This is a genomic window from Deltaproteobacteria bacterium, assembly GCA_019310525.1.
Lineage (GTDB): Bacteria > Desulfobacterota > DSM-4660 > Desulfatiglandales > HGW-15 > JAFDEE01.
In genome coordinates, this window is record JAFDEE010000009.1 from 24,376 (window position 1) to 45,801 (window position 21,426).

At 55.5% G+C, this 21,426-nt stretch carries 17 protein-coding genes; 2 read left to right on the top strand and 15 right to left on the bottom strand.

The features are described 5' to 3' along the window. Positions 1-54: 54 nt before the first annotated feature. Positions 55-516, bottom strand: coding sequence for a Mut7-C RNAse domain-containing protein (locus JRF57_02155; GenBank protein MBW2302495.1), 462 nt, complete (start codon positions 514-516; stop codon positions 55-57). Between the two features lie 265 nt (positions 517-781). On the opposite strand from JRF57_02155, the gene murA reads away from it, so the two are divergent. Then, the gene (murA, locus tag JRF57_02160; protein MBW2302496.1) at positions 782-2,041 is read left to right on the top strand and encodes a UDP-N-acetylglucosamine 1-carboxyvinyltransferase; all 1,260 of its coding nucleotides are present in this window, start codon (positions 782-784) and stop codon (positions 2,039-2,041) included. A gap of 1 nt (position 2,042) precedes the next feature. Then, complete coding sequence (locus JRF57_02165; protein ID MBW2302497.1) at positions 2,043-4,508, top strand: DNA internalization-related competence protein ComEC/Rec2; 2,466 nt, start codon at positions 2,043-2,045, stop codon at positions 4,506-4,508. 37 nt (positions 4,509-4,545) lie between these two features. On the opposite strand, the gene JRF57_02170 is transcribed toward JRF57_02165, so the two are convergent. The 14 genes from JRF57_02170 to JRF57_02235 form a co-directional block, all read right to left on the bottom strand. After that, positions 4,546-5,175, bottom strand: coding sequence for a nucleotidyltransferase family protein (locus JRF57_02170; protein MBW2302498.1), 630 nt, complete (start codon positions 5,173-5,175; stop codon positions 4,546-4,548). Beyond that, on the bottom strand, positions 5,172-5,741 hold the full coding sequence (locus JRF57_02175) for an indolepyruvate oxidoreductase subunit beta (GenBank protein ID MBW2302499.1): 570 nt from the start codon (positions 5,739-5,741) through the stop codon (positions 5,172-5,174). Before JRF57_02175 ends, JRF57_02170 begins: the two co-directional genes overlap by 4 nt. Continuing rightward, a complete protein-coding gene (gene iorA / locus JRF57_02180; protein ID MBW2302500.1) occupies positions 5,741-7,606 on the bottom strand; it encodes an indolepyruvate ferredoxin oxidoreductase subunit alpha in 1,866 nt (621 codons plus the stop codon). Before iorA ends, JRF57_02175 begins: the two co-directional genes overlap by 1 nt. Beyond that, complete coding sequence (locus JRF57_02185; GenBank protein ID MBW2302501.1) at positions 7,603-7,884, bottom strand: hypothetical protein; 282 nt, start codon at positions 7,882-7,884, stop codon at positions 7,603-7,605. Before JRF57_02185 ends, iorA begins: the two co-directional genes overlap by 4 nt. Positions 7,885-8,196: 312 nt before the next feature. Further along, the gene (locus JRF57_02190; protein ID MBW2302502.1) at positions 8,197-9,582 is read right to left on the bottom strand and encodes a TrpB-like pyridoxal phosphate-dependent enzyme; all 1,386 of its coding nucleotides are present in this window, start codon (positions 9,580-9,582) and stop codon (positions 8,197-8,199) included. 750 nt (positions 9,583-10,332) lie between these two features. After that, positions 10,333-10,716 carry an S-adenosylmethionine decarboxylase gene (locus JRF57_02195; protein ID MBW2302503.1) on the bottom strand — a complete coding sequence of 128 codons (384 nt, stop codon included), beginning with the start codon at positions 10,714-10,716 and terminating at the stop codon, positions 10,333-10,335. 263 nt (positions 10,717-10,979) lie between these two features. Beyond that, the gene (locus JRF57_02200; GenBank protein ID MBW2302504.1) at positions 10,980-11,900 is read right to left on the bottom strand and encodes a hypothetical protein; all 921 of its coding nucleotides are present in this window, start codon (positions 11,898-11,900) and stop codon (positions 10,980-10,982) included. A gap of 644 nt (positions 11,901-12,544) precedes the next feature. Beyond that, positions 12,545-14,524, bottom strand: a complete 1,980-nt coding sequence (locus JRF57_02205; protein ID MBW2302505.1) for a PAS domain S-box protein — start codon at positions 14,522-14,524, stop codon at positions 12,545-12,547. 163 nt (positions 14,525-14,687) lie between these two features. Further along, on the bottom strand, positions 14,688-15,407 hold the full coding sequence (locus JRF57_02210; protein MBW2302506.1) for an SPOR domain-containing protein: 720 nt from the start codon (positions 15,405-15,407) through the stop codon (positions 14,688-14,690). A gap of 283 nt (positions 15,408-15,690) precedes the next feature. Further along, positions 15,691-16,446, bottom strand: coding sequence for a 1-acyl-sn-glycerol-3-phosphate acyltransferase (locus JRF57_02215; protein MBW2302507.1), 756 nt, complete (start codon positions 16,444-16,446; stop codon positions 15,691-15,693). A 532-nt stretch (positions 16,447-16,978) separates the two neighbouring features. Beyond that, positions 16,979-19,195, bottom strand: a complete 2,217-nt coding sequence (locus JRF57_02220; GenBank protein MBW2302508.1) for a PAS domain S-box protein — start codon at positions 19,193-19,195, stop codon at positions 16,979-16,981. A gap of 10 nt (positions 19,196-19,205) precedes the next feature. Beyond that, positions 19,206-19,982, bottom strand: coding sequence for a monofunctional biosynthetic peptidoglycan transglycosylase (gene mtgA, locus JRF57_02225; GenBank protein ID MBW2302509.1), 777 nt, complete (start codon positions 19,980-19,982; stop codon positions 19,206-19,208). 21 nt (positions 19,983-20,003) lie between these two features. Then, entirely contained in the window at positions 20,004-20,732 is a 729-nt protein-coding gene (gene mazG, locus JRF57_02230; protein MBW2302510.1) for a nucleoside triphosphate pyrophosphohydrolase, read from the bottom strand. After that, entirely contained in the window at positions 20,729-21,289 is a 561-nt protein-coding gene (locus JRF57_02235) for a CvpA family protein (protein MBW2302511.1), read from the bottom strand. Before JRF57_02235 ends, mazG begins: the two co-directional genes overlap by 4 nt. Between the last annotated feature and the right edge of the window lie 137 nt (positions 21,290-21,426).

Here is a 21,426-nt window from a genome sequence, read left to right on the forward strand (position 1 = left end):
TTTTTCAAAGGTCTCACTCCCTCTCTCACAAGCAAGATAGAACCCGGGTGAAAATCATAGTCCCCAACGGCGGAGGGTCTCCAACATCCGTTGCCTATGGGTTCCGGGCCAGAAATAACGGCCGCAGGATGGACAATGGCGGAGATCGTCCGTGTATGTATGGAATACATATTCCGGAACACTTGCGCTGGCCGCCTCGGGATCGGCCCGCTCCAAAGGCGCGTTACAGGCCAGGCACCGGGTGAACCTACTCGAAGGGGCCAGAGCAAGCAAACCCGACGCCTTCATCTCCCTGAGCTGTTCTCCCACGTGATTTGACCTGATCAGGAAAGCGCCGGGGAACCTTTCCAAGATCACCAAACGCCGGGAAAGAAGAGTCCTCCCCTCTCGGATGCATTCCAAGGATAGCTTCTCTTCAAGACGGCCGTAACGGGTATCGTAGCCCAGGACCCGCAGCCACTTGGCCAGCTTTCCCAGCATGACGTCCGCCACAAACCGTGGTGCTTCAGTCTGCATCGATCCCACCTCTCTCCCTCCAAATCCGTTGACGGGGATCCCGGATTCCTATAGATTACTTCTTCCTAAACTGAGGGTTTCAAAATTTTGATGATTTGAAAAAGATACATATGGCATGCTCTTGACTTTACAGGTTGAGACCTTTGAAAAACGTTCAATTTTTGTTGGTTCCTCGACGTTTTGTGTGGATTTGATCCTTCTATAATCAAATCCACACAAAACGTCGAGGAACCCTTCAAGAAAACCGGGGGAGTTAAGCGATCCAATGGACAAGATACTCATAGAGGGAGGGATCTCCCTCCACGGAACCGTACGGGTCAGCGGCGCGAAGAACGCGGCCCTCCCCGTCATCGCCGCCTGTATCCTGAGCGGCGGATGGCATCGGCTTCTCAACATCCCCCGGCTGAGGGATATCAACACGATCAAACGGATTATGGCGGAGATGGGGGTCGAGTTCAAGGAAGAAGACGGCGCCCTTTGCGTGAATACCGACAACATCCGGGAATGCGAGGCCTCTTACGACCTGGTGAAAACCATGAGGGCGTCGATCCTCTTGCTCGGCCCGCTCCTGGCCCGCCTGGGAAGGGCGAGAATATCCATGCCGGGGGGCTGCGCCATAGGGGCCCGGCCTGTAAACCTCCATCTAAAGGCCCTGGAGGCCATGGGTGTAGAAATGTTCCTGGAGCACGGGTACATCAACGCCAGGGTGGAGAAGCTCAAGGGGGCCAATATCCTCTTCGACATTCCCACCGTTACCGGGACCGAGAACATCATGATGGCCGCAGTCAAGGCAGAGGGGGAAAGCGTGTTGGAAAACGCCGCCAGGGAACCCGAGGTGCAGGACCTGGCCGATATGTTGCGGCGAATGGGTGCCCGGATCCAAGGAGACGGAACCGACACCATCGTAATCCAGGGCGTGAAGGAATTGAAGCCGGTTGACAGCCACAGGATTATTCCGGACCGGATCGAGGCCGGCACCTTCATGATCGCCTCGGCATTGACGAAGGGGGATATCCTTATTGAAGGATGCCGCCAAGAACACCTGATGGCCGTCATGGAAAAACTTAGGGCGGTCGGAGCCGAAATCGAGGTTTTGAAAGAGGGGCTGCGGGTCAAGGGGCCCGAAACCATCGAGAGCGTGGATATCCGAACCATGCCCTTCCCCGGTTATCCGACTGATCTTCAGGCCCAGTTCATGGCCCTCATGTGCGTGGCCCGGGGATCCAGCATAATCAAGGAGACCATTTTCGAAAACAGGTTCATCCATGTGAGCGAATTGCGAAGGATGGGGGGGGACATTGAAATCAACGGCAACCAGGCCCTTGTAAGGGGCAGGAACCATCTTCTCGCAGCCCCTGTGATGGCGACCGATTTGCGGGCGAGTGCATCCCTTGTGCTGGCTGGTCTGGTTGCAAGGGGAGGGCGAACCGAGATCAACAGGATATACCATCTGGACCGGGGCTACGAGGCCCTGGAAAAGAAGTTCCAGAATCTAGGTGCCAGGATTTGGCGAGTAAGGGCCTGATATGGCTCGACGTCCCCTGGTTCCGCTGCTGGCGGCCTTCCTCGGAGGAATTCTCACCGCCCACTCATTCCCCGCCAAAGGCGATTTCACCACCCTTGCTGCAGCGGGGATCTTTACCATAACCCTGGCAGGCCTTCTCTTTCTGCGCTCTTCCCTGAAATTTCCCGCCTTCCTCGTGCTCTTCTATCTCGCGGGCATGATCCTGGATCTCCAACAGCACCGGGAATCCGTGCTTGCCGGCTTTGCGAAAGGCCGTCCAAGGATCATACTGGAAGGCGTCGTCCTGGAACCTCCCAGGTGCGATGATAAAACATCGAAATTCCCCCTAATGGTCGAGCAGATTATTTTCCCCCGGACCACTCCGCTGACCCTCCATGAAAAGGTTCTCGTCACCATTTACCGGGACCCTCCCGGCCTGGCCCCGGGGGACAGGATACGCTTTCCCGCCGGCCTGAGATCTTTCAGAAATTTCAACAACCCGGGCGGATTCGATTATGTATCCTATATGGAAAATCGGGGTTTTGCCTGCAGCGCCTCGGTGAGCAACGGCCGATTCGTAGTCCCGATGGGCCGGGGATCGCTCGGATTCGTCGGGGACGTGGCCGAGTGGGCCCGAAGACCCCTCCGGGAATTTTTCCGGGCACACCTTCTCGAAGAACAACAAGTCCTTTTTCGGGCCCTCATCCTTGGGGAGCGTCAAGATCTTACCGCCGAGGTGCGGGAACCGTTCATTCGATCCGGCCTCGGACATGTCCTGGCGGTTTCCGGTCTCCATATCGGGCTGATCGCCTGGCTGTTTTTCAAGTTGACCATACGGGTTCTCTCTTTTTCCTATCGTCTCACCCTGAAATGGGATCTGCGCAGGGCCGCCGCCCTCATGACAGCGCTGCCTGTCATCCTGTACGGGGGCCTGGCCGGCTTCCAGGTCTCGGCCCAAAGGGCCATGATCATGGTCCTGGCCTATCTTTTTTCCCTGGTCATAAAGAGAGAAAAAGAGGTCTGGTCCACCTTGGCCCTGGCGGCTATGGTAGTCCTGGCCATCAATCCTCACGCCCTTTTCAGCATCTCTTTCCAGTTCTCCTTCGGGGCCGTCGTCGGTATCCTATGGCTGGGCCCCCGCCTCCATGAACGGCTGAACCCGTTCCAAGTGTCGGAAGGCAAGTCCCCGAAGATCCGGTCCTTTTTCGCCTCCATCTCTTTGCATTTCATCGGATTGACCGCCGTATCGATCGCCGCGACCCTTTTCCTGGCTCCCCTCACGGTTTTCTATTTTCACCGGATCTCTCTTGTGGCGATCCCCGCGAATCTTACGGTGGTCCCTCTCCTGGGATTCTGGATCCTCCCCTCGGGCCTTCTGGCCGCTCTGTTTTTCCCCTTTCTGCCCTCCGTCTCCATCCTGTTCCTTGCACTCGCCTCCCGGGGAATAGATTGGGCAATGAGGATCACGGAATTCTGGGCACGATTTTCCTGGGCCGATCTTTGGGTCATCACCCCGAACCTCTTCGAATTGGCCGTCCTCTATGGCTTTCTGTTCTGCCTCTTTTCCATAAAAGGCCGGAAATGGGCAAAGGTAAGTCTTGTGGCCCTTGGGCTCCTCCTCGTGGCGGACGCTGGTTACTGGATCCACCGGACCCGTTTCAACCCGGACCTGAAGATCACCTTCCTTGACGTCGGGCAGGGAAACGCCGCCCTGATCCAGTTTCCGGGAAAGGAAAGAATGCTCATCGACGGCGGTGGTTTTCCCAGGAGCTCTTTCAACATAGGGAAAATGGTCCTGGCGCCTTTCCTGCTCCGCTCCAAGATCCGCCGGATCGATTACCTCGTTCTGAGTCATCCTCAATCGGATCACATGAACGGTTTGCGCTTCATAGCCTCTCATTTCCACCCGCGGGAATTCTGGTACAACGGGGACCGGGTGAAAACCCCGTCCTTCGCCGAACTGATGGAAATCATCAGCAAAAGGAGAATCCCTATAAGACTGCCCTCGGATCTCACAAGCCCCAGAAACATCTCCGGGGTACGGACAGAAATCCTCCACCCCGAACCCGAAGGCCAACAGAACCAAGCGTCCTTCCCCCCTTCGAGGGATCTGAACAACCGGTCCCTGGTCGTAAAACTGTCCTACGAAGGAATCTCCTGCCTGTTTCCAGGAGACATTGAGGAGGAGGGCGAGAAGGTGCTGGTTTCCCGCCGGGGATCCCGCCTTCGAAGCGATATTCTTCTCGTGCCCCACCACGGAAGCAGGGCTTCTTGCACCGATGGATTTCTCAGGGAGGTAAATCCCAGGGTCTGCGTCATTTCTTGTGGAAGCGGCAATTTTTTTGGTTTTCCACACCCCGAACTCCTCCGGAGACTGATGAGGGCGGGTTGCCGTATACTGCGAACCGACTGCTCCGGGGCCATCGTCCTTGAGACGGCCGGCGGCAGGATTCAGGCAATGCTTCAGAAGGGTATGGATGAGAAATGACAGGCAGCGCTTCGCAGGGGGAAGGGAAGAGGTGTGATCACCTCTCGGGGGGCGGGCCACCCCCTTTCAAGCATTGAAGGTAATCAGTATAATCCTCCGGGGTGTCGATATCCAGATCCCGGTAATCAGCTCCCACCTCTACCAAGCAAATCCGGCCGGCGGACTTCCTGAAGAGTTCCCGGGCCCCCCGGTCTCCCGTGAGTCGGTGGAGTTCGGGAAAAAACCTTCGACCGATGATCACGGGATGGGACCACCTCTCACCGATGCGGACGGCCCCCAGGGATCTGGGGGAGGCGGAGTAGCCTTGGAGGAGCTTGTTGATGACACCTGCGGTGATATAAGGCATGTCCGCCAGGAGGATCATGACGTGGTCGGCCGTCTTTTCCGCCCTCTCTAAACCCGCCCGGATGGAGCTGCTGAGCCCCTCCCGCCAGCAAGGATTCTCAACGACCGTGATTTTGGGATGGTTCAAATCAGTGACCAGGCTTTTCTGAATGAGCCGGGCACGGTCCCCCAGTACCAGGAAAACGGAATGAAGATCCGAGAGGAGAGCCTCCCGCAACATTCGATCAAGCAGGAAGTCCCCTTCAACGGGGAGCAATTGTTTGGGGTCTCCCATCCGACGGGAGCCCCCTGCAGCGAGGAGAAGACCTGCAACCTTTTTCAACGGCCCGCTTCCTCACGCCCCCGCCCGAGACCCCCGGCAAAGACCCTGAGATTGGTTTCCTTGAACCTATCGGGACTGATTCTTTCCACCGTTTGCCGTAATTCCTCTTCGCTTAAGGGATCTTCTTCGTAAGCCGCGAAATATCCCAGAAGGGCCAGGTTGGTGGATAGGGGGGCATTGCATTCCCCGGCGATGGCCGTGGCCGGAACTGCCCGGAAAAGGATTCCCTGCCTCTCCAGGTAATCCGTGACCTCTTTCCTGAGCCCTTTGCGGGGATCCGCATTGATATAGAGCCGGGCACCCGGCGAGAGAAAAGGAAGGTTGCGGTAACCCTCGATCTCGTCAAGGGCCAAAACGAAGTGGGCGGATCCGGTCCGGACCAGCGAACCTTTCACGTCCCCCAGCCTGAGGTGGGAAACGACGGATCCCCCCCGTTGAGCCATTCCATGGGTCTCGGCCCCCATGACCTTCAACCCCTTATGTAGTGCGCACTCCGCAAGCACCTTGGTCATGAAAAGGATGCCCTGGCCGCCCAAACCGCACAATACAAAATTTGTTCTATCCATTACTGCTCCTTGACCTCCACGATAGCCCCCTTGGGGCAGACATCGAGACACACACCGCATCCGGAACACAACTGATAGTTGATACTGGCGCGTCCCAGTTCCTCGTCGTGAAAAATGGCCGGGCACTCGAATCGCTCGATGCAAAGGTTGCATTCCACGCAATCCTCCGTGATCGCAACCTTCTTCGGCTCAGGGATCGCTTCTCCCCTGTAAGCGATAAGACAGGGATGCCTCGCAATGATGACCGCGATTCCCCCTTCGGGTTCCCGGATATAATCGGCCGCCTTTTTCAGGGTTTCCGTCGTGTGCTCCAGATCATAGGGATCCACCACCTGGATGAAATCCACGCCGCACCCGGCAACCACCCTCTCAAGGGGGATGGTTTTCCCTTCACTCCCATCCGCGCGGATTCCCAGGGCGGGAGTGGGCTGCATCCCTGTCATGGCGGTCGTTAGATTGTCGAGGATGACGAGGATGAAGCGGGCCCCGTTATAAACGGCGTTGAGCAAACCCGCTGTCCCGGAATGGAAAAAGGTGGAGTCCCCTATGGTGGCGACGATCGGTTGATCCACCTTGTCCTGGTTAAAGGCCTGGTAAAATCCTGACGCCATGGTAATGGCGGCACCCATATCCAGGCATGTGTCAACGGCGCCCAGGTTGAGACCCAGAGTGTAGCATCCGATGTCAGAGGTGAAGATGGCCTTGGGCCTGGTTTTCCTAATCGCGAAAAAGGAGGCCCGGTGGGGACATCCGGGGCATAGGGTGGGTCTTCGACCGGGAAGATCGAGGTTCTCCACGAGCTTGAGGGGTTCCGGGTCACCTCCGGCTTGAAGGAGAGGAAGCCCCGACTCTTCCAGGGCCCGGTTCAGGACCCCATGAACCACCTGAGGCACCAGTTCCCCCTCAAGGGGAACATGGCCCGAAAGGCGGCCCCAGACCTTCTCCCGATTTCCAATAAGGTATTCGATGAGGGTGTCGGTCTCCTCGATCACGATGACCCTGTCGCATGCCTCGAGGAAAGGGGTGACCAGGCCTTCCGGGAAAGGATAAGGAGCTCCAAGTTTGAGCACCGGGATATCCGGACGCCCTTCTTCATCCAATAGATCCCGTACAACGGCATAGGGCACCCCACCCGTGATAATTCCCAAGGGGTAATGCCGGCCCTCTTCCAGGGTATGAAAATTGACCTCCGAAAGGGTCTCGAACCGCTTCCCTATCTCCGCCAACTTCCCGTTCAACTCCGCGTGGAGCCGAAGTCGAAATTTGGGAGTGGCGGCCCACCTTGAAGGATCCTTTTCGAAATTCGCCTTCCGGTCGTTGTTTTCCAGGACCCCGTAAGTGATATCCTGCCTGGCGTGACAGACCCGTATGGCGGGCCGCAGGATCACCGGGACCCGATACTCCTCGGACAGGGCCAGGCCCAGTCCGACCATCTCCCGGGCTTCCTGGGGATTCGATGGATCCAGGACCGGCACCTTGGCAAAGCGGGCCATGAACCGGGTGTCCTGTTCCGTCTGGGAGGAATGGGGTCCGGGATCGTCGCAGGAAATAATGAGGAGTCCCCCCACGGTGCCCTGGTAAGCCGCGCTCATCAAGGAATCGGCGGCCACGTTCAATCCCACCTGTTTCATGCAGCAAGCAGCCCGCTTTCCCGCGATGGAGGCTGCAAAGGCATTGTCCAGGGCCACTTTTTCGTTGGTGGACCATTCCACGTAAGTATTGAGGTCGAATTTTTTGACCAGCCTGACAACCTCAGGAAGGATCTCCGAACTGGGGGTTCCAGGGTAGGATGTCACGATCTGACAGCCGGATTCCACCAGTCCCAGGGCGATCGCGCCATTTCCTAAAAATATTTCACGGTTCATAAGTTTTCTTCCCTTCTCCTCTTGGCCTCCTGGATCAATTCCACCAGGGAAAGCAGCTTCGCGTTCTTGGGTCTTTGAAAGGCCTTCTCCCACTGTTCGGGGCTCAGTTTTTCCTGGAAATATGCCTCCACAGCAAAATGGGGAAACCAGCAATCCAGGCTTTTGAAACATGGCAGCCCCTTGTTCTCGGAACGGCAGTAGGAGAAGGAGATCTGGTGTCCGAGCCGCGGACAACGGATCATGGTCTCTTCGCCGGGGGGGGTTTTTGAACTATTCATGTTCCGCCTCACCTTGTACCTGGTGCCCATCCATAAATGGCCAATTTCCGCAATCTCTGCGTCAGGCTCAAATTTTAATCCTCGAAATACTTCAATGTATTCCTGCGGTTAAAATTTTCGCCTTCCTTGACCTTGCACAAAAAATTTTCGCCTTCCTTGACCTTGCACAAATTTTCTCATTTATGGATGGACACTACCTGGTAAAATCGGGGGGAGATTATCCTAAATCAAGGTTGGAATCAAGGGAAAAATGCCCGCAGACCGGGCAGTTACCCGGTCTGCAGTGTATCTGGAAAAAACAATGGGAGGAGATCAAATACCCGAGGGCTTGAACTGACGGGGTTTGGGCAAAGGCTCGATGTCGTTCAGGGCCCTGTGAACCTCCTCTTCCGGGAGGGCGTGATCTGCAAGCTTTCCATGGAGGTAAGCCTCGTAAGCGGCCATGTCCACCAGTCCGTGTCCACTCCAGTTGAACAGGATGACCTTCTCCTTTCCCTCCTCTTTTGCCTTGAGGGCCTCACGGATAACCACCGCCACGGCGTGGTCCGTTTCAGGAGCGCTGATGAACCCTTCAGTCCTGGCCATGGTGATACCTGCCTGGAAGGTCTCCAGTTGGGGAACGGCCACAGGCCGGATCAGACCGTCCAGAATGAGCTGGCTGACGATGGGAGCCATCCCATGATACCTCAGGCCTCCCGCATGGATCGGCTCGGGGACAAAGGTATGACCCAGGGTGTGCATGGGGAGCAGGGGGGTCATCTGAACCGTGTCGCCGAAATCATAGGCAAAGGGTCCCTTGGTCATGGTGGGGCAGGAGGTCGGTTCCACGGCGATGATATCGATATCCTTCCCGTTGATCTTGTCCCTTACAAAGGGGAAACTCAATCCCGCAAAATTGCTTCCTCCTCCTGCACATCCGATAATCACGTCCGGGTATTCCCCTATGAGCGCCATCTGCTTCAAGCATTCCTGGCCGTTGATAGTCTGATGCAGCATCACGTGGTTCAACACGCTCCCAAGTGAATATTTCGTCGACTCATCCATAACCGCCGCCTCTACGGCCTCGCTTATGGCGATTCCGAGGCTTCCCGGGGATTCGGGGTCTTCCTCCAGGATCTTCTGTCCCGCCTTGGTCTCAGGGCTGGGGCTGGGAACACAGTTGGCCCCCCAGGTCTCCATCATGACCCGCCGGTATGGTTTCTGATTGTAACTGATCTTGACCATGAAGACCTTGCATTCCAGGCCGAAAAAGACGCAGGCCATGGCAAGGGCGCTTCCCCACTGCCCGGCGCCCGTCTCTGTCGTGATCCTCTTGGTCCCCGAGATCTTGTTGTAGTAAGCCTGGGGGACTGAGGTATTGGGTTTGTGGCTTCCGGCCGGGCTTACTCCTTCGTTCTTGAAATAGATCCTGGCAGGTGTCCCAAGGAACTTTTCAAGGTTCCGGGCCCTGTATAGGGGCGTGGGGCGCCATATCAGGTATTTTTCCAGCACCTCTTCGGGAATATCGATATAGGACGACTGGCTGACCTCCTGTTCAATCAAGGGCATGGGGAAAATAGGGGCCAGATCGTCGGGTCCCAGGGGTTGCCCAGTGCCGGGGTGAAGAGGGGGTTCGAGGGGGGTAGGCATATCCGGAAGGATATTGTACCACTGCCGGGGCAATTCCGATTCTGGTAAAAACACCTTTTTCGTTTCCATGGCTCCTCCTTTCAGAAAGGGTTTCCGGGATGGCCCACGGAGAAAAACCCCAGAGGGCTCGCCTTATGGCCAAAGCCGTCCCTGATGGAACGAAATACCACGCTACCGGGCGGACAAATTTTAATCCTTGAAGTCCTTAAAACTCCTATAGAATTTATCGCTTCAAGCAGGATCTGACATGTTCTCCTCGCTACATTCCCGCCAGAAAGCCGGCGGGCAGGCGCTCCGCCATCCATGGCTCCGCTCCCGCCAGACAGCGGCGGACAGGCACTGCGGATTTCGTCCCTTCATCTATCCTGACTCAGGGCCGAAATACGCCCGCTCCGGAGAAAATGTCAGCCCCTGCTTTCCGCTGCCTCCGGGAAATCTGAACCCTCGAAATACTTCAATGTATGGTGCCTCTGCCGCTTGGTATCCCAAAACGGGGCGTAGGCCTTACGGGCCGGAGGCTTGATCTTGAACAAAATAGAACGTTTTTCAAAGGTTTCGACACCCTGAATCCTGAAAGTGACGAGGATCTTCTGGAGGACGAGAGGAAGATGTCACCAAGGGGTGAAGGAGCTGGAGCGGGGGAATTGGAGGCCTGAAATGTATCAATTTATTCAATAGTTATTGTATATGGGAGAGTGTGTCAAGCCCTTTGGTCGGCATCGGGCGTTTACCGCGGCAGGAGAGCCCTTCTCTCTCCCCGAAACCCGCACCGCCGGTCTGCTGGTGCGGATTCGGGGAGTAAAGGGGGGGGTTCTGAAATCACATCCTCTTTACGGTATGAATGGACAGAGACGAGGCCTTGAAATAATCCTTGGAAAACCGGGCGACCTCATCAGGCTCGTAGGGCTTGCAACTGAAAATGTCGATATAGGCCGCATTGGTGAGGTTGGCGAAATGACCTGAAATCAGTGAGGTTTCGATGAGTTGGACCATGGAATATCCCTGGACCCGTTCATCTTTTCCAAAATGAACCACCTGGCATTCCCCGAATCGTTTCATCTCGATCAGGTCGCACAGCTCAATAACGTAGTTTCGGATCTTTTCGGCATCTCGAATGGTATCAGGGTCACAATCGTAGAGGTCAAGACTCGTCAACAGACCCCAGGGAGCCGTTTCCTTATTGAGTGCTAGTTGTGTCCTCATGGCTCTCTCCCTCCATATCGCCGAAAACTTAATCGCCCTTGAGTCCCGGGGGCGGTACATGCCCAGGCCCCACGGGCAAAATACGATAATCTAGGGTTTTTTTAGGGTTTGTCAACGGAAATCGGATGAAAAATTCACACCGTCTGGTTTGGTGGAAAGGAAACTCCTTTCCCGTCCTTTGCGATATTGAAAATCCGCGAGGAAACGACCTCTTTCAATGACACGCCTCCTCCCAAATCCCGGGTAAGCGAATCGATCCGGGCTCAGTGATCTACATCGATTCCTTCTTCCATTTTTATCTTCTGAAGCACACCTGTGATGATTTCTTTCAATCCGGTGTCCTTTGGGACTCTTTCATGGAGCATTCTCAGGAGGACCAATCCCTTGTGATTGAGACCGTAAGAAAGATAAAGGGCGGCCTTTAAGAAAATACGGTCTTTTTCATCCAGGGGATCCATCCGATCAAGCCTCTTCAGCTCCATATCAAGGGCCTGGGCCGTCCTTTCCCCCGCAATGGCGAACCAAGAAAACCTCGAGGATATGACCCGGTTCTCGTCTCGTAAAAAACCCTTTACCTTCCAATAGTACCGGGTTTCGGGAAGGAGAGGAGGAAATCCGGGCGGAAGCCCTTTCTCTCCATCACCCTCCTTGACCGAAGGGGTGAAGACATGTTGAAAGGGGGGAGAAGGGGATCGTATGGAAACCTCGACATCTTCCAAACCAACCGGGCCTTTCCATTCAAACCGAAGCTCCCCTGGCAACAAATTGGAATCACAGGGGTACAGCAGAAAAATTTTACCGGCATCCGCTTCCGCAGCTCGCGAAATCGATCGCGATCCCCGTGAAGTCATCTCCCTGACCGTATCCATGAGGGCGGTAACCATCCCATCCACCCCTCCCGCTTCCTCTCCCTCGGGAACTATCACCTGACGGCCGGCGTCTACCGGCAGCACGGTGCCATCCGATAGAAGAATCGTGGCCCTTCCGCCCTGGCTCGCAACGATCATTCCCGATTGCAGCCTGGTACCGGTCCTTGCCGGAACCGGCATCCCATGCCGAATCACATCCACCCGGCCATCCACCGGGAGAAGAAGGGCGGGGTTTGAATAAACAGGGCTGGAGGCCAATATCACGAATAAAAAGCACGGCCAGAAAAACGGCGAACAGATCCTTGAGATTCCCATGACTCCACTCTCCATTAAAGTATCGCACGGACCGAAAAAAGACTCGGGTCCCGATCTTTTTCCCATCCTAGTATGGCAATATTCCAGGAATCAATATCTTTTCAGTGAAGGGCTATGGAAGGGCGGAAACCTGTGCGGGATGGAAGGGGCCTATTTCTGCCTGCTTATCGGGTCAAAAACTGATTGAAAATATACCGTTCGTAAAGGGAACAAAGGTAATGGGCCTTACCCTTGCTCATCCCCATGTCACGAAGGCGGCAATAAATGTGCAATGGATTCAGATAATGCTTGAATGCAGCTCTCATGAAACGTGAGCCTCAGTATCCACTCGTTTTTTCGTAATCCAGATCCCGGTCGCCGGCCGGACTAGAGGGCACGGATTTTGATGTTTCCCGTCCGAATGCCGGATAAATAAAGCAAGGGGAATGCCAGAGGGGCCCCAAAAATCCTCTTTTGATTCCAGCATGTTGAAAGAGAATCCACGGAAAGAAATAAAAGGTATGTAAAACCTTGCCACTTATTCAGGTAATTTTGGTGAAAAGAACGGTAAAATTTTTCAGGATGACGGACCAACGGATCTGCGATGAAAGGTCTCGAATAGGAAGGTGGCTGTTTGACGGAGGGATACCCGAACCATTCTCTGCTCACCCTTTTTCCATGATTTCCTTCATCTTTCGGGAAAGCTCCTCCAGCCTGAAGGGCTTCTGGATGAAGCCGTCTCCCCCTTGTTCAAGGATACTCGAGGCCAGCCCTTCAATGCTGAACCCGCTGGAGAGGAGGACCTTGACCGAGGGATTGATCTCTTTCAACTTTTCAAAAGTCATGGCCCCGTTCATTTCCGGCATGACCACGTCCAGGATCACCAGGTCTATCTCATCAAATCCGTCCCGGTAAACCTCAACGGCCTCAAAGCCGCTCCTGGCCGTCAAGACACGATATCCCAAGTGTTCAATCAGTTTGGACGTAGAATACAAGACCCTTTCTTCGTCGTCTACCAGGAGGATGTTGCCCCTTCCTTCTACAGGCCCTATGTGCTGTACGGGCCGGACAATACTTTTCCGGGATGCAGGGAAAAAGAGGCAAAAGGTGCTCCCCTTGCCCTGTTCGGATTCGACGTCAATGTATCCCCCGTGTCCCTTCACGATCCCGTATACAGACGCCAGGCCCAGGCCTGATCCACGGCCCTTTTCCTTGGTTGTAAAAAAGGGTTCAAAAAGGTGTTCAAGGGTTTCGTTATCCATGCCCGTACCCGTATCAGTGATCCTGAACCGCACATAAGATCCAGGCTTTGGGTCATAAGGAGAGCCCTGCATGTCCCTGTGGGTCACATTACTGGTCTCAAGGAAAAGCTCCCCCCCGCCGGGCATGGCGTCTCCTGCGTTGATGAAAAGATTCCACAGGACCTGTTCCATCTGGCCCTGATCCGCCTCAAGGAAATTCAAGTCCGGGCAGAGCCGCTGATGGATGATGATATCCTTTCGGGTCCGACCAAAGGTCCGGGCTGTCTCCGCCACGAGGTCGTTGAAATTCACCGGCCTGACTTCATATTTTCCCTGTCTGGCATATCCCAGCAGTTGGCGGGTCAACCTCGCCCCGCTTTGGACCTGCTTCTCGATGTCCTTGAGCATCGGATAGTGGGGATGATCGGAATTCATGGTCAAAAGGACAAGGGAGAGGTTTCCCATAATCGCCATGAGCAGATTATTGAAGTCATGGGCGATCCCCCCGGCAAGGTTTCCCAGGGCCTTCAATCTTTGGGCCTGCACGAGTTGGGCCTGCAACCGTCGGCTCTCTGAAACGTCCCACAGGACCGAGAGTACACAGACCTGGCTGGCGATCCGGATCACCTTCGAGAAGACGAGAACAGTGATCCGATTGCCGCTCTTGGTCCCGAATTCTATTTCCATTCCCTGGATCTCCCCGGAGGTGAACAACTGCCCGAAACGAACATCCCGCTCGTCCTCCGAGAGAAATCCCAAATCGAAGACCGTACTCCCCAGGACCTCCTCCTTCTTGTAGCCCGACAGCTCACAAAATCGGCTGTTCACATCTATGAATACCCCGGTCCTGTGCTCTGTGAGGCAAATGGCCTGGGGGGAGAGTTCGAAGAGGCTCCGGAATTTGAACTCGCTCTCCTTCAAGGCCTCTTCCATCCGGATCCTCTCATCGATATTGCGCAGGATACCCTGGGTCCCGATGGGACGTCCCTCATGGTCATAGACGAAACTGACCTTCAATTCCCCCCAAAAGGTGGACCCATCCTTCCGGATGTATTCATATCTCATGAGGGGAATTTCCGGATTCAGCCCCTTCCTGGCCTGGGATGCGGCCTCCTCAAAACTGGCAAGGGCCCTCGAAAGGGAATCCGGGGTCATGATGTCCTCTAGCTTCAGGGCCTGGACTTCCTCCAGGCTGTATCCGAAAAGAGAGGTTACGGAGGGGCTGACGTAAGTGACATCGAGATCCATGTCCTGGAGGAAGAGGACGTCGGTAACGTTTTCCGCCAGAAACCGGTATTTCTTTTCTCTTTCCCGGTGGGCCTCGATCCTTTCTCGTAGGCGGCGGTTTTCATCTTCCAAGGCCGTGAGCCTCTGCCGGAGTTCCTCGATAGCCGTAAAATTCATGGGGGCGACCTCCAAATGACTGAGGGGAAATCCCGGCAGCCGAAAGACGTTCCCCTGTTTTCTACCCCGGCCCTGGAGAAGTTCTCCCTGACCATGGCCAGAAGGGCATCTCCACCGCTCTTCCTGTTTTTGGACATCCAAGGAATCTTTATTCCGGGTATCGTCATGGTGATGCTCCCAAAGGATAGCGCCGAACCAGAAACGGCCGGAAACCGAAATCCCTTTCCACCGCCTTTTTTATCCCCTCCGCCTCTTCCTCATCCCTGTAAGGCCCGAGATAAAGTCTGTGCCAACGGCGCCCCCCCAGGATCACCGTCTCAATCCGGGGACGGTACCCCTTCTTTTCAAGACTTTTAAGCGCCCCGAGGGCCCGTTCCCCGTCCAGGAATGAAGCGATCTGTATGTCCACCCCCCGTGGTGCCACAAGGCAGGGCGAAGGATCGGGAATATCTTTGACAAGTTCGCGGGTGAGACGATCCACGAGGGCGACGGTTCGTTCTTCCCTCATGTGCAACCCGGAACGAAGGGAGGCTGGAATGATACCGAACAGGCTGAAAGGAACCCCTCCATCATGTGAGCGCCTGAGAAGGGTCTTGCTCCAAACTTCTTCGCCCCCCTTTGTCTTGACCATTTTCAGTTCCACTTCAAGGGCGATCTGGGAGTAGATACCCAGAAAATACTTCCGGAAATCATTGACCTTTCCATAAAGAAGAAAGTCCGCATGGAGAAGCTCTCCCAGGTTTTCCGGGGGTAAATCCTTCCAAGGTCTCCGGCTGATCTTTTCATGGGCCTGAAGGATTCGGTCAACCTCCTCGAGTTCCAGATCTCTATAGTTCTTGGTGCTGAAATGGCCGTAAAAGGTCCTTCTTACGAGCCTGCCCAAACTCTTCTCCCCTGTTCGGTTTTCAAAAGGGAGAACTGCAACGGTGATTTCACGCTTATAACTCTTCAACAATGAAAGAAGGGATGATGAGATCCCGCGGTCTTTCGCCGCCATGGTGGAACACGAAACGGCCAAGAAAAAAAGGAGAGCGCAAAATGAGGTGGACTTTGAATTCCTGCAGGTAAAACGCAATGGTCTTCCTTCAGATGCCTGGTATCTGGATGTCCCGGGTCAGGCATACCCCTGATCGTCTCAGGGAGTATAGGGTAAAGACGTTGGGGTGTCAACAACCGCCCCCCCCGGAGGACGAAGATCCGGGGTCTTCCCCGGCTTCTTCTCCCATGGCCTGAAGCATCACCTCTCTCACGCAGGCCATGAGTTTTTCCTGGTCCCGCTTTCTCCCGGCATTTACAGGAACTGGGTTACAAACCTTCAGGGTGATTTCTCCACGGTTGATCCTCATGCTCCCTTTGGGAACGATATTAATGCTGTTGAATATGACGATGGGCACGATCTCGACACCCGCCTTGGAGGCCAGGTGAAAACCACCCTTTTTGAAGACCTGAAGACGGCCGTCCTTGCTGCGGGTCCCTTCGGGAAAGATGAGTACCGAGGCCCCCTGCTTGATCCTTTCGGCAGCGCGGTTGATGCTCAATATCGCCCTCCTGGGATCCCCTCGGTCAATGGAGATATAACCGGCCCGCCTCATTGCGGGGCCCAGGATCGGGATCTTCATCAATTCCTGCTTCAGTATGAACTTGAAGTCCACCGGCAACCCCGCAAGGAGGGCGAAGATATCAAAGGCGCTCTGGTGGTTGGCCATGTAGATCCTGGGGACCTCCCAGTTCAATCCCTCCCCGCCCTCCCTGATCACCCGCACGCCGCTTACCCAGAGGATGGCCTTTGCCCAGGGAACCGCGGCCCAGAAATGAACGCGCCTGCCGCCGTCCTTCGTGAAAAGGGCCAAGAGTGCGCTCCACATGCACATCAGGATGGTATAGAAAGCAATAAAGGCATTCACTAAAAAGAATCGAACCATGGAAAAAACCTTCTAATTCAGGGAAGCTCCAGGCGAGACCTTTGAAAAACGCCCCCTTTTGCCCAATCTTCCGCCTTCGCTATGGCTACGGTGTGACAAGTCCGCCAGACAACGGCGGACAAGCAGCGTTAGACTTAGATTTTAATGTGCCTGTCTGTGAATAGGAGAACCTTGGACTTTCCAGGCGAAAATTTTAGTTGGATCGTTTTTTTAATAAGGTCAAGGATTCAAGGGGCCCAGGGTTCGAGTGAGAAACCGGGATTTAAATAAAGATGTTTTCCACTTGACCCCTTGAACCCTCGGCCCCTTGGCCCCTAAGCTTACGGCTTCAGCCGATAGCAGTTTAATCCTCGAAATACTCAATGTATTCCTGTGGTTAAAATTTTCGTCTTCCTTGACCTTGAAAAAATTGAACGTTTTTCAATGGTCTCCAGGCCTTCTGGAGCCAGCCGCGCCCTTTCTGAAACCTGAAAAAACCATCACCATGCTCTTTACTCGCCCACAGGGGGAAGAAAAAAGACTGGGAGGCCCATCAGCCGCTATCCCCCATCACAGGAAATTCAATTCTCATGATCAAGACCCATTTACCTTCACGCTCCAGGTTCACCGTGCCCCCGTGCCGGTGTATCACGATCCTTGCGAAGGGCAGGTCCGGCACGCTCCGCTCCCTTTCCTGGTCGATGTGAGGGAAGAAGAATTTCTCCAGATCATCCTCGGAGAGGCGGTGAACCCGATGTTTCAGGGTTATGAAGAGGCGGTCGGTCGTGCCCCGGGTGGAGAGATAAAGCTTTTCTCCCCTGGGGGTAGAGACAATAGCATGCCTGAGCAGGCTTTCAAAGGCCTTGTTCAATTTTTCCTCGTCCCCCTGAATCCAGGGTGTGGAGTGGGGCAGATGCTTGATGAGTTCGAGGCCCTTTTCCCGCAGGAGCACCTGCAGCCTGTCCAGGAGGGATTCCAGAAGTTCCTCCACATTCACCTCAGTGAGGACCAGATCAAAGGGTTGGATCAGGGAGACCAGGATCTTCATGTAATTCTCCAGGCGGGCCACCTCCTCCACAATGATATGGGCCAATTGCCGCTTTGGATCCTCCTCCGGCAGGGAGTCCCGAAGGCGCCTGGCGAAGCCGCCCGCCGAAATGAGAGGATTCCTGATTTCATGGGCCATGTGGGCCGAAATCTCTCCCAGGAGTCGTATTTCCTCGGTGCGAAGGGCCTTTTCCTGGAGCCGTTTGATCTCCGTGATGTCCATCATGATCCCATCAATCCACCGGATCCTCCCCCCGGCATCCTTGGCCGGGATGGCATGGTCGATGAAGGTGAGGAAACGGCCGTCTCGGTGTTTGACGATCCTTTCGATCCGGCACTCCTCCCCGGTCTTGAAGCAGGTCTCACAGATATCCCGGTACATCTCCGTCCCGTATCCACAGATCTTGTCCCGCCAAAAATCTCTGTCTCCCACGGCCTCCTCTATGTCGTAACCCAGGAACTCCGTCAAACGGGAGTTGATGAATTCAGTGGTCCCGTCAGGAAGGATCCGATAGACGATGAGGGGAACGTTTTCCACCAGGGTCCTGTACTTCTCTTCCGATTCAACGAGGTCGAGGGTTCGCTCCCTGACCCGTTGTTCCAGTATCGCGGCATACTGCTCGATCTCCCTGCGCCTTTGGACCAGGGCCTCCAGCATAACGTTTAGGGCCTGGGTCAAAGCCCCGATCTCATCCATGGGCCGCAGCTCAAGCTTGCTCTCCCTCTTTTCCTGGGCGATTTCCTGAGCATGCCGCACGATATCCTTGATGGGCCTGGTGAACAGGATGGTGACCAGGAAGGTGATAAGGAAAGAGACGGCCGTTCCCGTAAGGCCCACCACGACCATGATATTGCGGGTTCGTATAAGCCTCGCCCGGATATGGGAGCGATCCATGTTGATCTCCACCAGGGCGGCGATCTGTCCTCCATAGGCCCTGACAGGACCTATCAGGATAGAACGGTCCGGGAACCGCTTCGGAGCGATCAGGATCGTCGGCTTCCCCGTCACGGCCTGCTCAAGGGTCCGCGCGTCGAAGGACTTCGTCCATTTCCCCGCCCTCCCCATGGTGCTGAATGAAGAGGGTCCGCCCACGCGGTAAAGGGTGAGATCCACCCCCCAACTCTTGTGAAAATCGTCCAGAAAGGCCTCCCCGAAACTGTGGCCGATCTCCACGCTCCCCACGATCTTTCCAAACCGGTAAACGGGAACGACGCCCCTTATGCCGAAACCCGTATCCCCCCACTCCAGACCCGCCGTAGGTTCACCCGTTCGGATGGCATCCACGATGGTCTTCCTATAGGCGGACATGTCCTCCCCGAAACGTTCCAGGTAATGGAGTCTCAGGAAAGAAGTGGCCGGAGGGATATGAAAATGAAACTGCTCGATCTCAAAATCCATCTTGAGCCTTACGTAGGTATAAAGCAGCAGTTCGATGAGGGCCTGGCGGTTCCGTTCTTCAAGATATTGCTGGACTTCAGGGATTTCCGCCACCATGGTGGCCAGGGAAAGGGCCTGGAGGCTTTTCTGATGGATACTGTTCAAAAACTGAAGGTAGTGGTGGAGAAGGACCTTCTTTTCTTCTTCCCGGATGAGCCGTTGCTGGGAGGTCAACCCAATGTAACTCAGGCTCAGGGTTCCGATAAGGGCCAGGGAAAGAAAGGGAATCAACAGCTTCCACTTAATGCTCAGGCTCTGGATCTTTTCAACCACTGAGATTTTCATGGTCGATCGCTCATTGAAAAGAGGGTCTTCCCGGGCGGGAATCGGCACCCCGGGAAAGCCTCACCGGAAGTCCCCCGGGAAAGAGGCTCTTCATGTCCCGAAGAATCCTCCTTTTCCTCTCCAAGACCCTCCTGTTGGGATCCACCGGCGACCACCGATGGGGACTCGGCAGGACGGCGGCCAGGGCGGCGGCCTGCCCCAGGGTCAGGCGATCCGCTGATCTCCGGAAATATTTCCGGCTGGCGGCCTCCGCCCCCACGGCACCTTCACCCCAGTCCACAGTATTCAGGTAGACCTCGAGGATACGGCGCTTTTCCCAGAAAAGCTCAATGAGAATCGTGTAGTAGGCCTCCAAGGCCTTGCGGACCAGGCTTCTTCCCGGCCATAGGAAAAGGGAGCGAGCGGTTTGCATCGTGATGGTACTCGCTCCCCTGACCCGCCCCGAATGCAACAGGTCCCGCACCGCCTCCTCCAACTCCACGAAATCAAAGCCATGATGTCGGAAGAACCTCTGATCTTCTCCCGCCAACACGGCTCTGAGCAAGTGAGGTGAAATCTTCTCCAATGGGCGCCAGCGGTACCCCGGCCAGGCGTAAGGCTTACCCCCGGCCGCTCCCTTTGCCCAACCCCACAACATGGGAACGGTAACAGGGGGATCGACAAAGCGGAACAGCAGGACCTGGAGGGCCGAGAAAAAAACGAGGCACAAAAAAATCTTCAGGCAGGTGATCCAAACTCGGGTGAGAAACCGCCTCGAACTCCTGTTCTTCTTTTTTTTCCCACCCAAGGTTCCTCCCGCTTGAATCCTTCAATCCACGGAATCTTTTCCGGCCCCGCACGTCCGTTCAAACTGCCGCACGAAATCCCGGTTGGTCATTCTGAGGAGGTGTTCCGCATTCAATCCCAAGGTTCCTGCGAGGTGCGCCAGCAGGAACATGAGGCTCCCGATCCGCCTTCCGGCCTTTTCCTTGTCCCCGGCTGCACAGAAAGCCTTAATGTCCTTCAGTTCCCTGTTCAGGGCTTCCCACACCCCGCCTCCGGGCCCCCGCCATCCCTCCCTTGAAGCCCGCTCGGTCAGGCGATGGGCGGCCTGAAGCGCCGGCAAGGCCGCGGGAACCGAGTCGAGAGAGTTGGCGGTGGAGGGAAGATCGGCCTTTTCCTTCTTCTTTATCCTGGCCCAGTTCTCCGCCACTTCCTCCGGGCTCTCCAGCTCAAGGGTCCCGAATACGTGGGGATGCCGGACCCTCATCTTCCGGGTGATCCCCTGCAGGACGTCGAGAAGATCGAATTCCCCGCGCTCCTCCGCCAGCCGGGCAAGAAAAAGGATCTGGAAAAGGAGGTCTCCCAGTTCTCCGCAAAGCTCCCCTGAATCCCCTTTTTCAACGGCGTCGAGGACCTCGTAGGCCTCTTCCAGGAGATACATTTTCACCGTGTCATCGGTCTGGCGGGCATCCCATGGACATCCTCCGGGGGACCGCAGGGTTTCGAGCAGTTCTGATAGGGCGATGAAGGCCCTGGATAGCTCCTCTTTTTTCATTGCTTCTCGGTAATGCGGGAGGCTTTCCCCTGGATTCCACCGCCTACCTCCAGGGCAGTTTCCACGAATTTTTTCTTGAAGTGCCGGTAATGTTCAGGGGAAATCAGGCGGGTAAGGGTTTGATAGGAGGAAACGATCAGGGGCCCCAGCCTGGAACGGGCCAGGAGGGGCGTCCGGGCGGGGAGAAAAAAGGTGAGAAGAACGATTCCCAAGTAAACAATGAGGATCCCCTTGAGGGCGGCAAGCCCGACCCCGAGCGTCTTATCCACCCACCCGAGAAGGGCCTTGCGGAAAAGCCACTTCATGGCCCATCCCAGGAGGTTGCAGACGAGGAGAACAGAGAAAAAAACCCCGGCAAAAGCGATCAGGTTAAGGAAGCGTGTCCGGGGCAGGAAGGTCTGGAGGAGTGCGGATGCTTCAGGTTGAAAACGGAGCGCCAGTAAAATACCCAGGATCACGCCGGCCAGTGAGGCGATCTCCTTGAAGAAACCCCTCATGAGGCCCCTCACGATGAGAAAGGTCATCACGGCGATGATAATGATGTCCAGCACATTCATGGAAAACTTCTACCAAAGTTTGCTCGTGACCGTCAAGGCGAAACTGGGCGCCCGGGCGGACCCCGTCCCTCCCGGAGGTGACGGGGAAAGGTTAGGAAATCACTTGACAGCAAAGAAGGCGGGGCCCCATAATCCCT

Coding starts and splice junctions, on each gene's coding strand:
- JRF57_02215 (MBW2302507.1), bottom strand. CDS start 16,446: ATGGTTCGATTCTTTTTAGTGAATGCCTTTATTGCTTTCTATACCATC.
- JRF57_02165 (MBW2302497.1), top strand. CDS start 2,043: ATGGCTCGACGTCCCCTGGTTCCGCTGCTGGCGGCCTTCCTCGGAGGA.
- JRF57_02155 (MBW2302495.1), bottom strand. CDS start 516: ATGCAGACTGAAGCACCACGGTTTGTGGCGGACGTCATGCTGGGAAAG.
- mazG (MBW2302510.1), bottom strand. CDS start 20,732: ATGAAAAAAGAGGAGCTATCCAGGGCCTTCATCGCCCTATCAGAACTG.
- JRF57_02175 (MBW2302499.1), bottom strand. CDS start 5,741: ATGGATAGAACAAATTTTGTATTGTGCGGTTTGGGCGGCCAGGGCATC.
- JRF57_02190 (MBW2302502.1), bottom strand. CDS start 9,582: ATGGAAACGAAAAAGGTGTTTTTACCAGAATCGGAATTGCCCCGGCAG.
- JRF57_02195 (MBW2302503.1), bottom strand. CDS start 10,716: ATGAGGACACAACTAGCACTCAATAAGGAAACGGCTCCCTGGGGTCTG.
- JRF57_02235 (MBW2302511.1), bottom strand. CDS start 21,289: ATGAATGTGCTGGACATCATTATCATCGCCGTGATGACCTTTCTCATC.
- JRF57_02205 (MBW2302505.1), bottom strand. CDS start 14,524: ATGAATTTTACGGCTATCGAGGAACTCCGGCAGAGGCTCACGGCCTTG.
- JRF57_02185 (MBW2302501.1), bottom strand. CDS start 7,884: ATGAATAGTTCAAAAACCCCCCCCGGCGAAGAGACCATGATCCGTTGT.
- iorA (MBW2302500.1), bottom strand. CDS start 7,606: ATGAACCGTGAAATATTTTTAGGAAATGGCGCGATCGCCCTGGGACTG.
- murA (MBW2302496.1), top strand. CDS start 782: ATGGACAAGATACTCATAGAGGGAGGGATCTCCCTCCACGGAACCGTA.
- JRF57_02220 (MBW2302508.1), bottom strand. CDS start 19,195: ATGAAAATCTCAGTGGTTGAAAAGATCCAGAGCCTGAGCATTAAGTGG.
- JRF57_02200 (MBW2302504.1), bottom strand. CDS start 11,900: ATGGGAATCTCAAGGATCTGTTCGCCGTTTTTCTGGCCGTGCTTTTTA.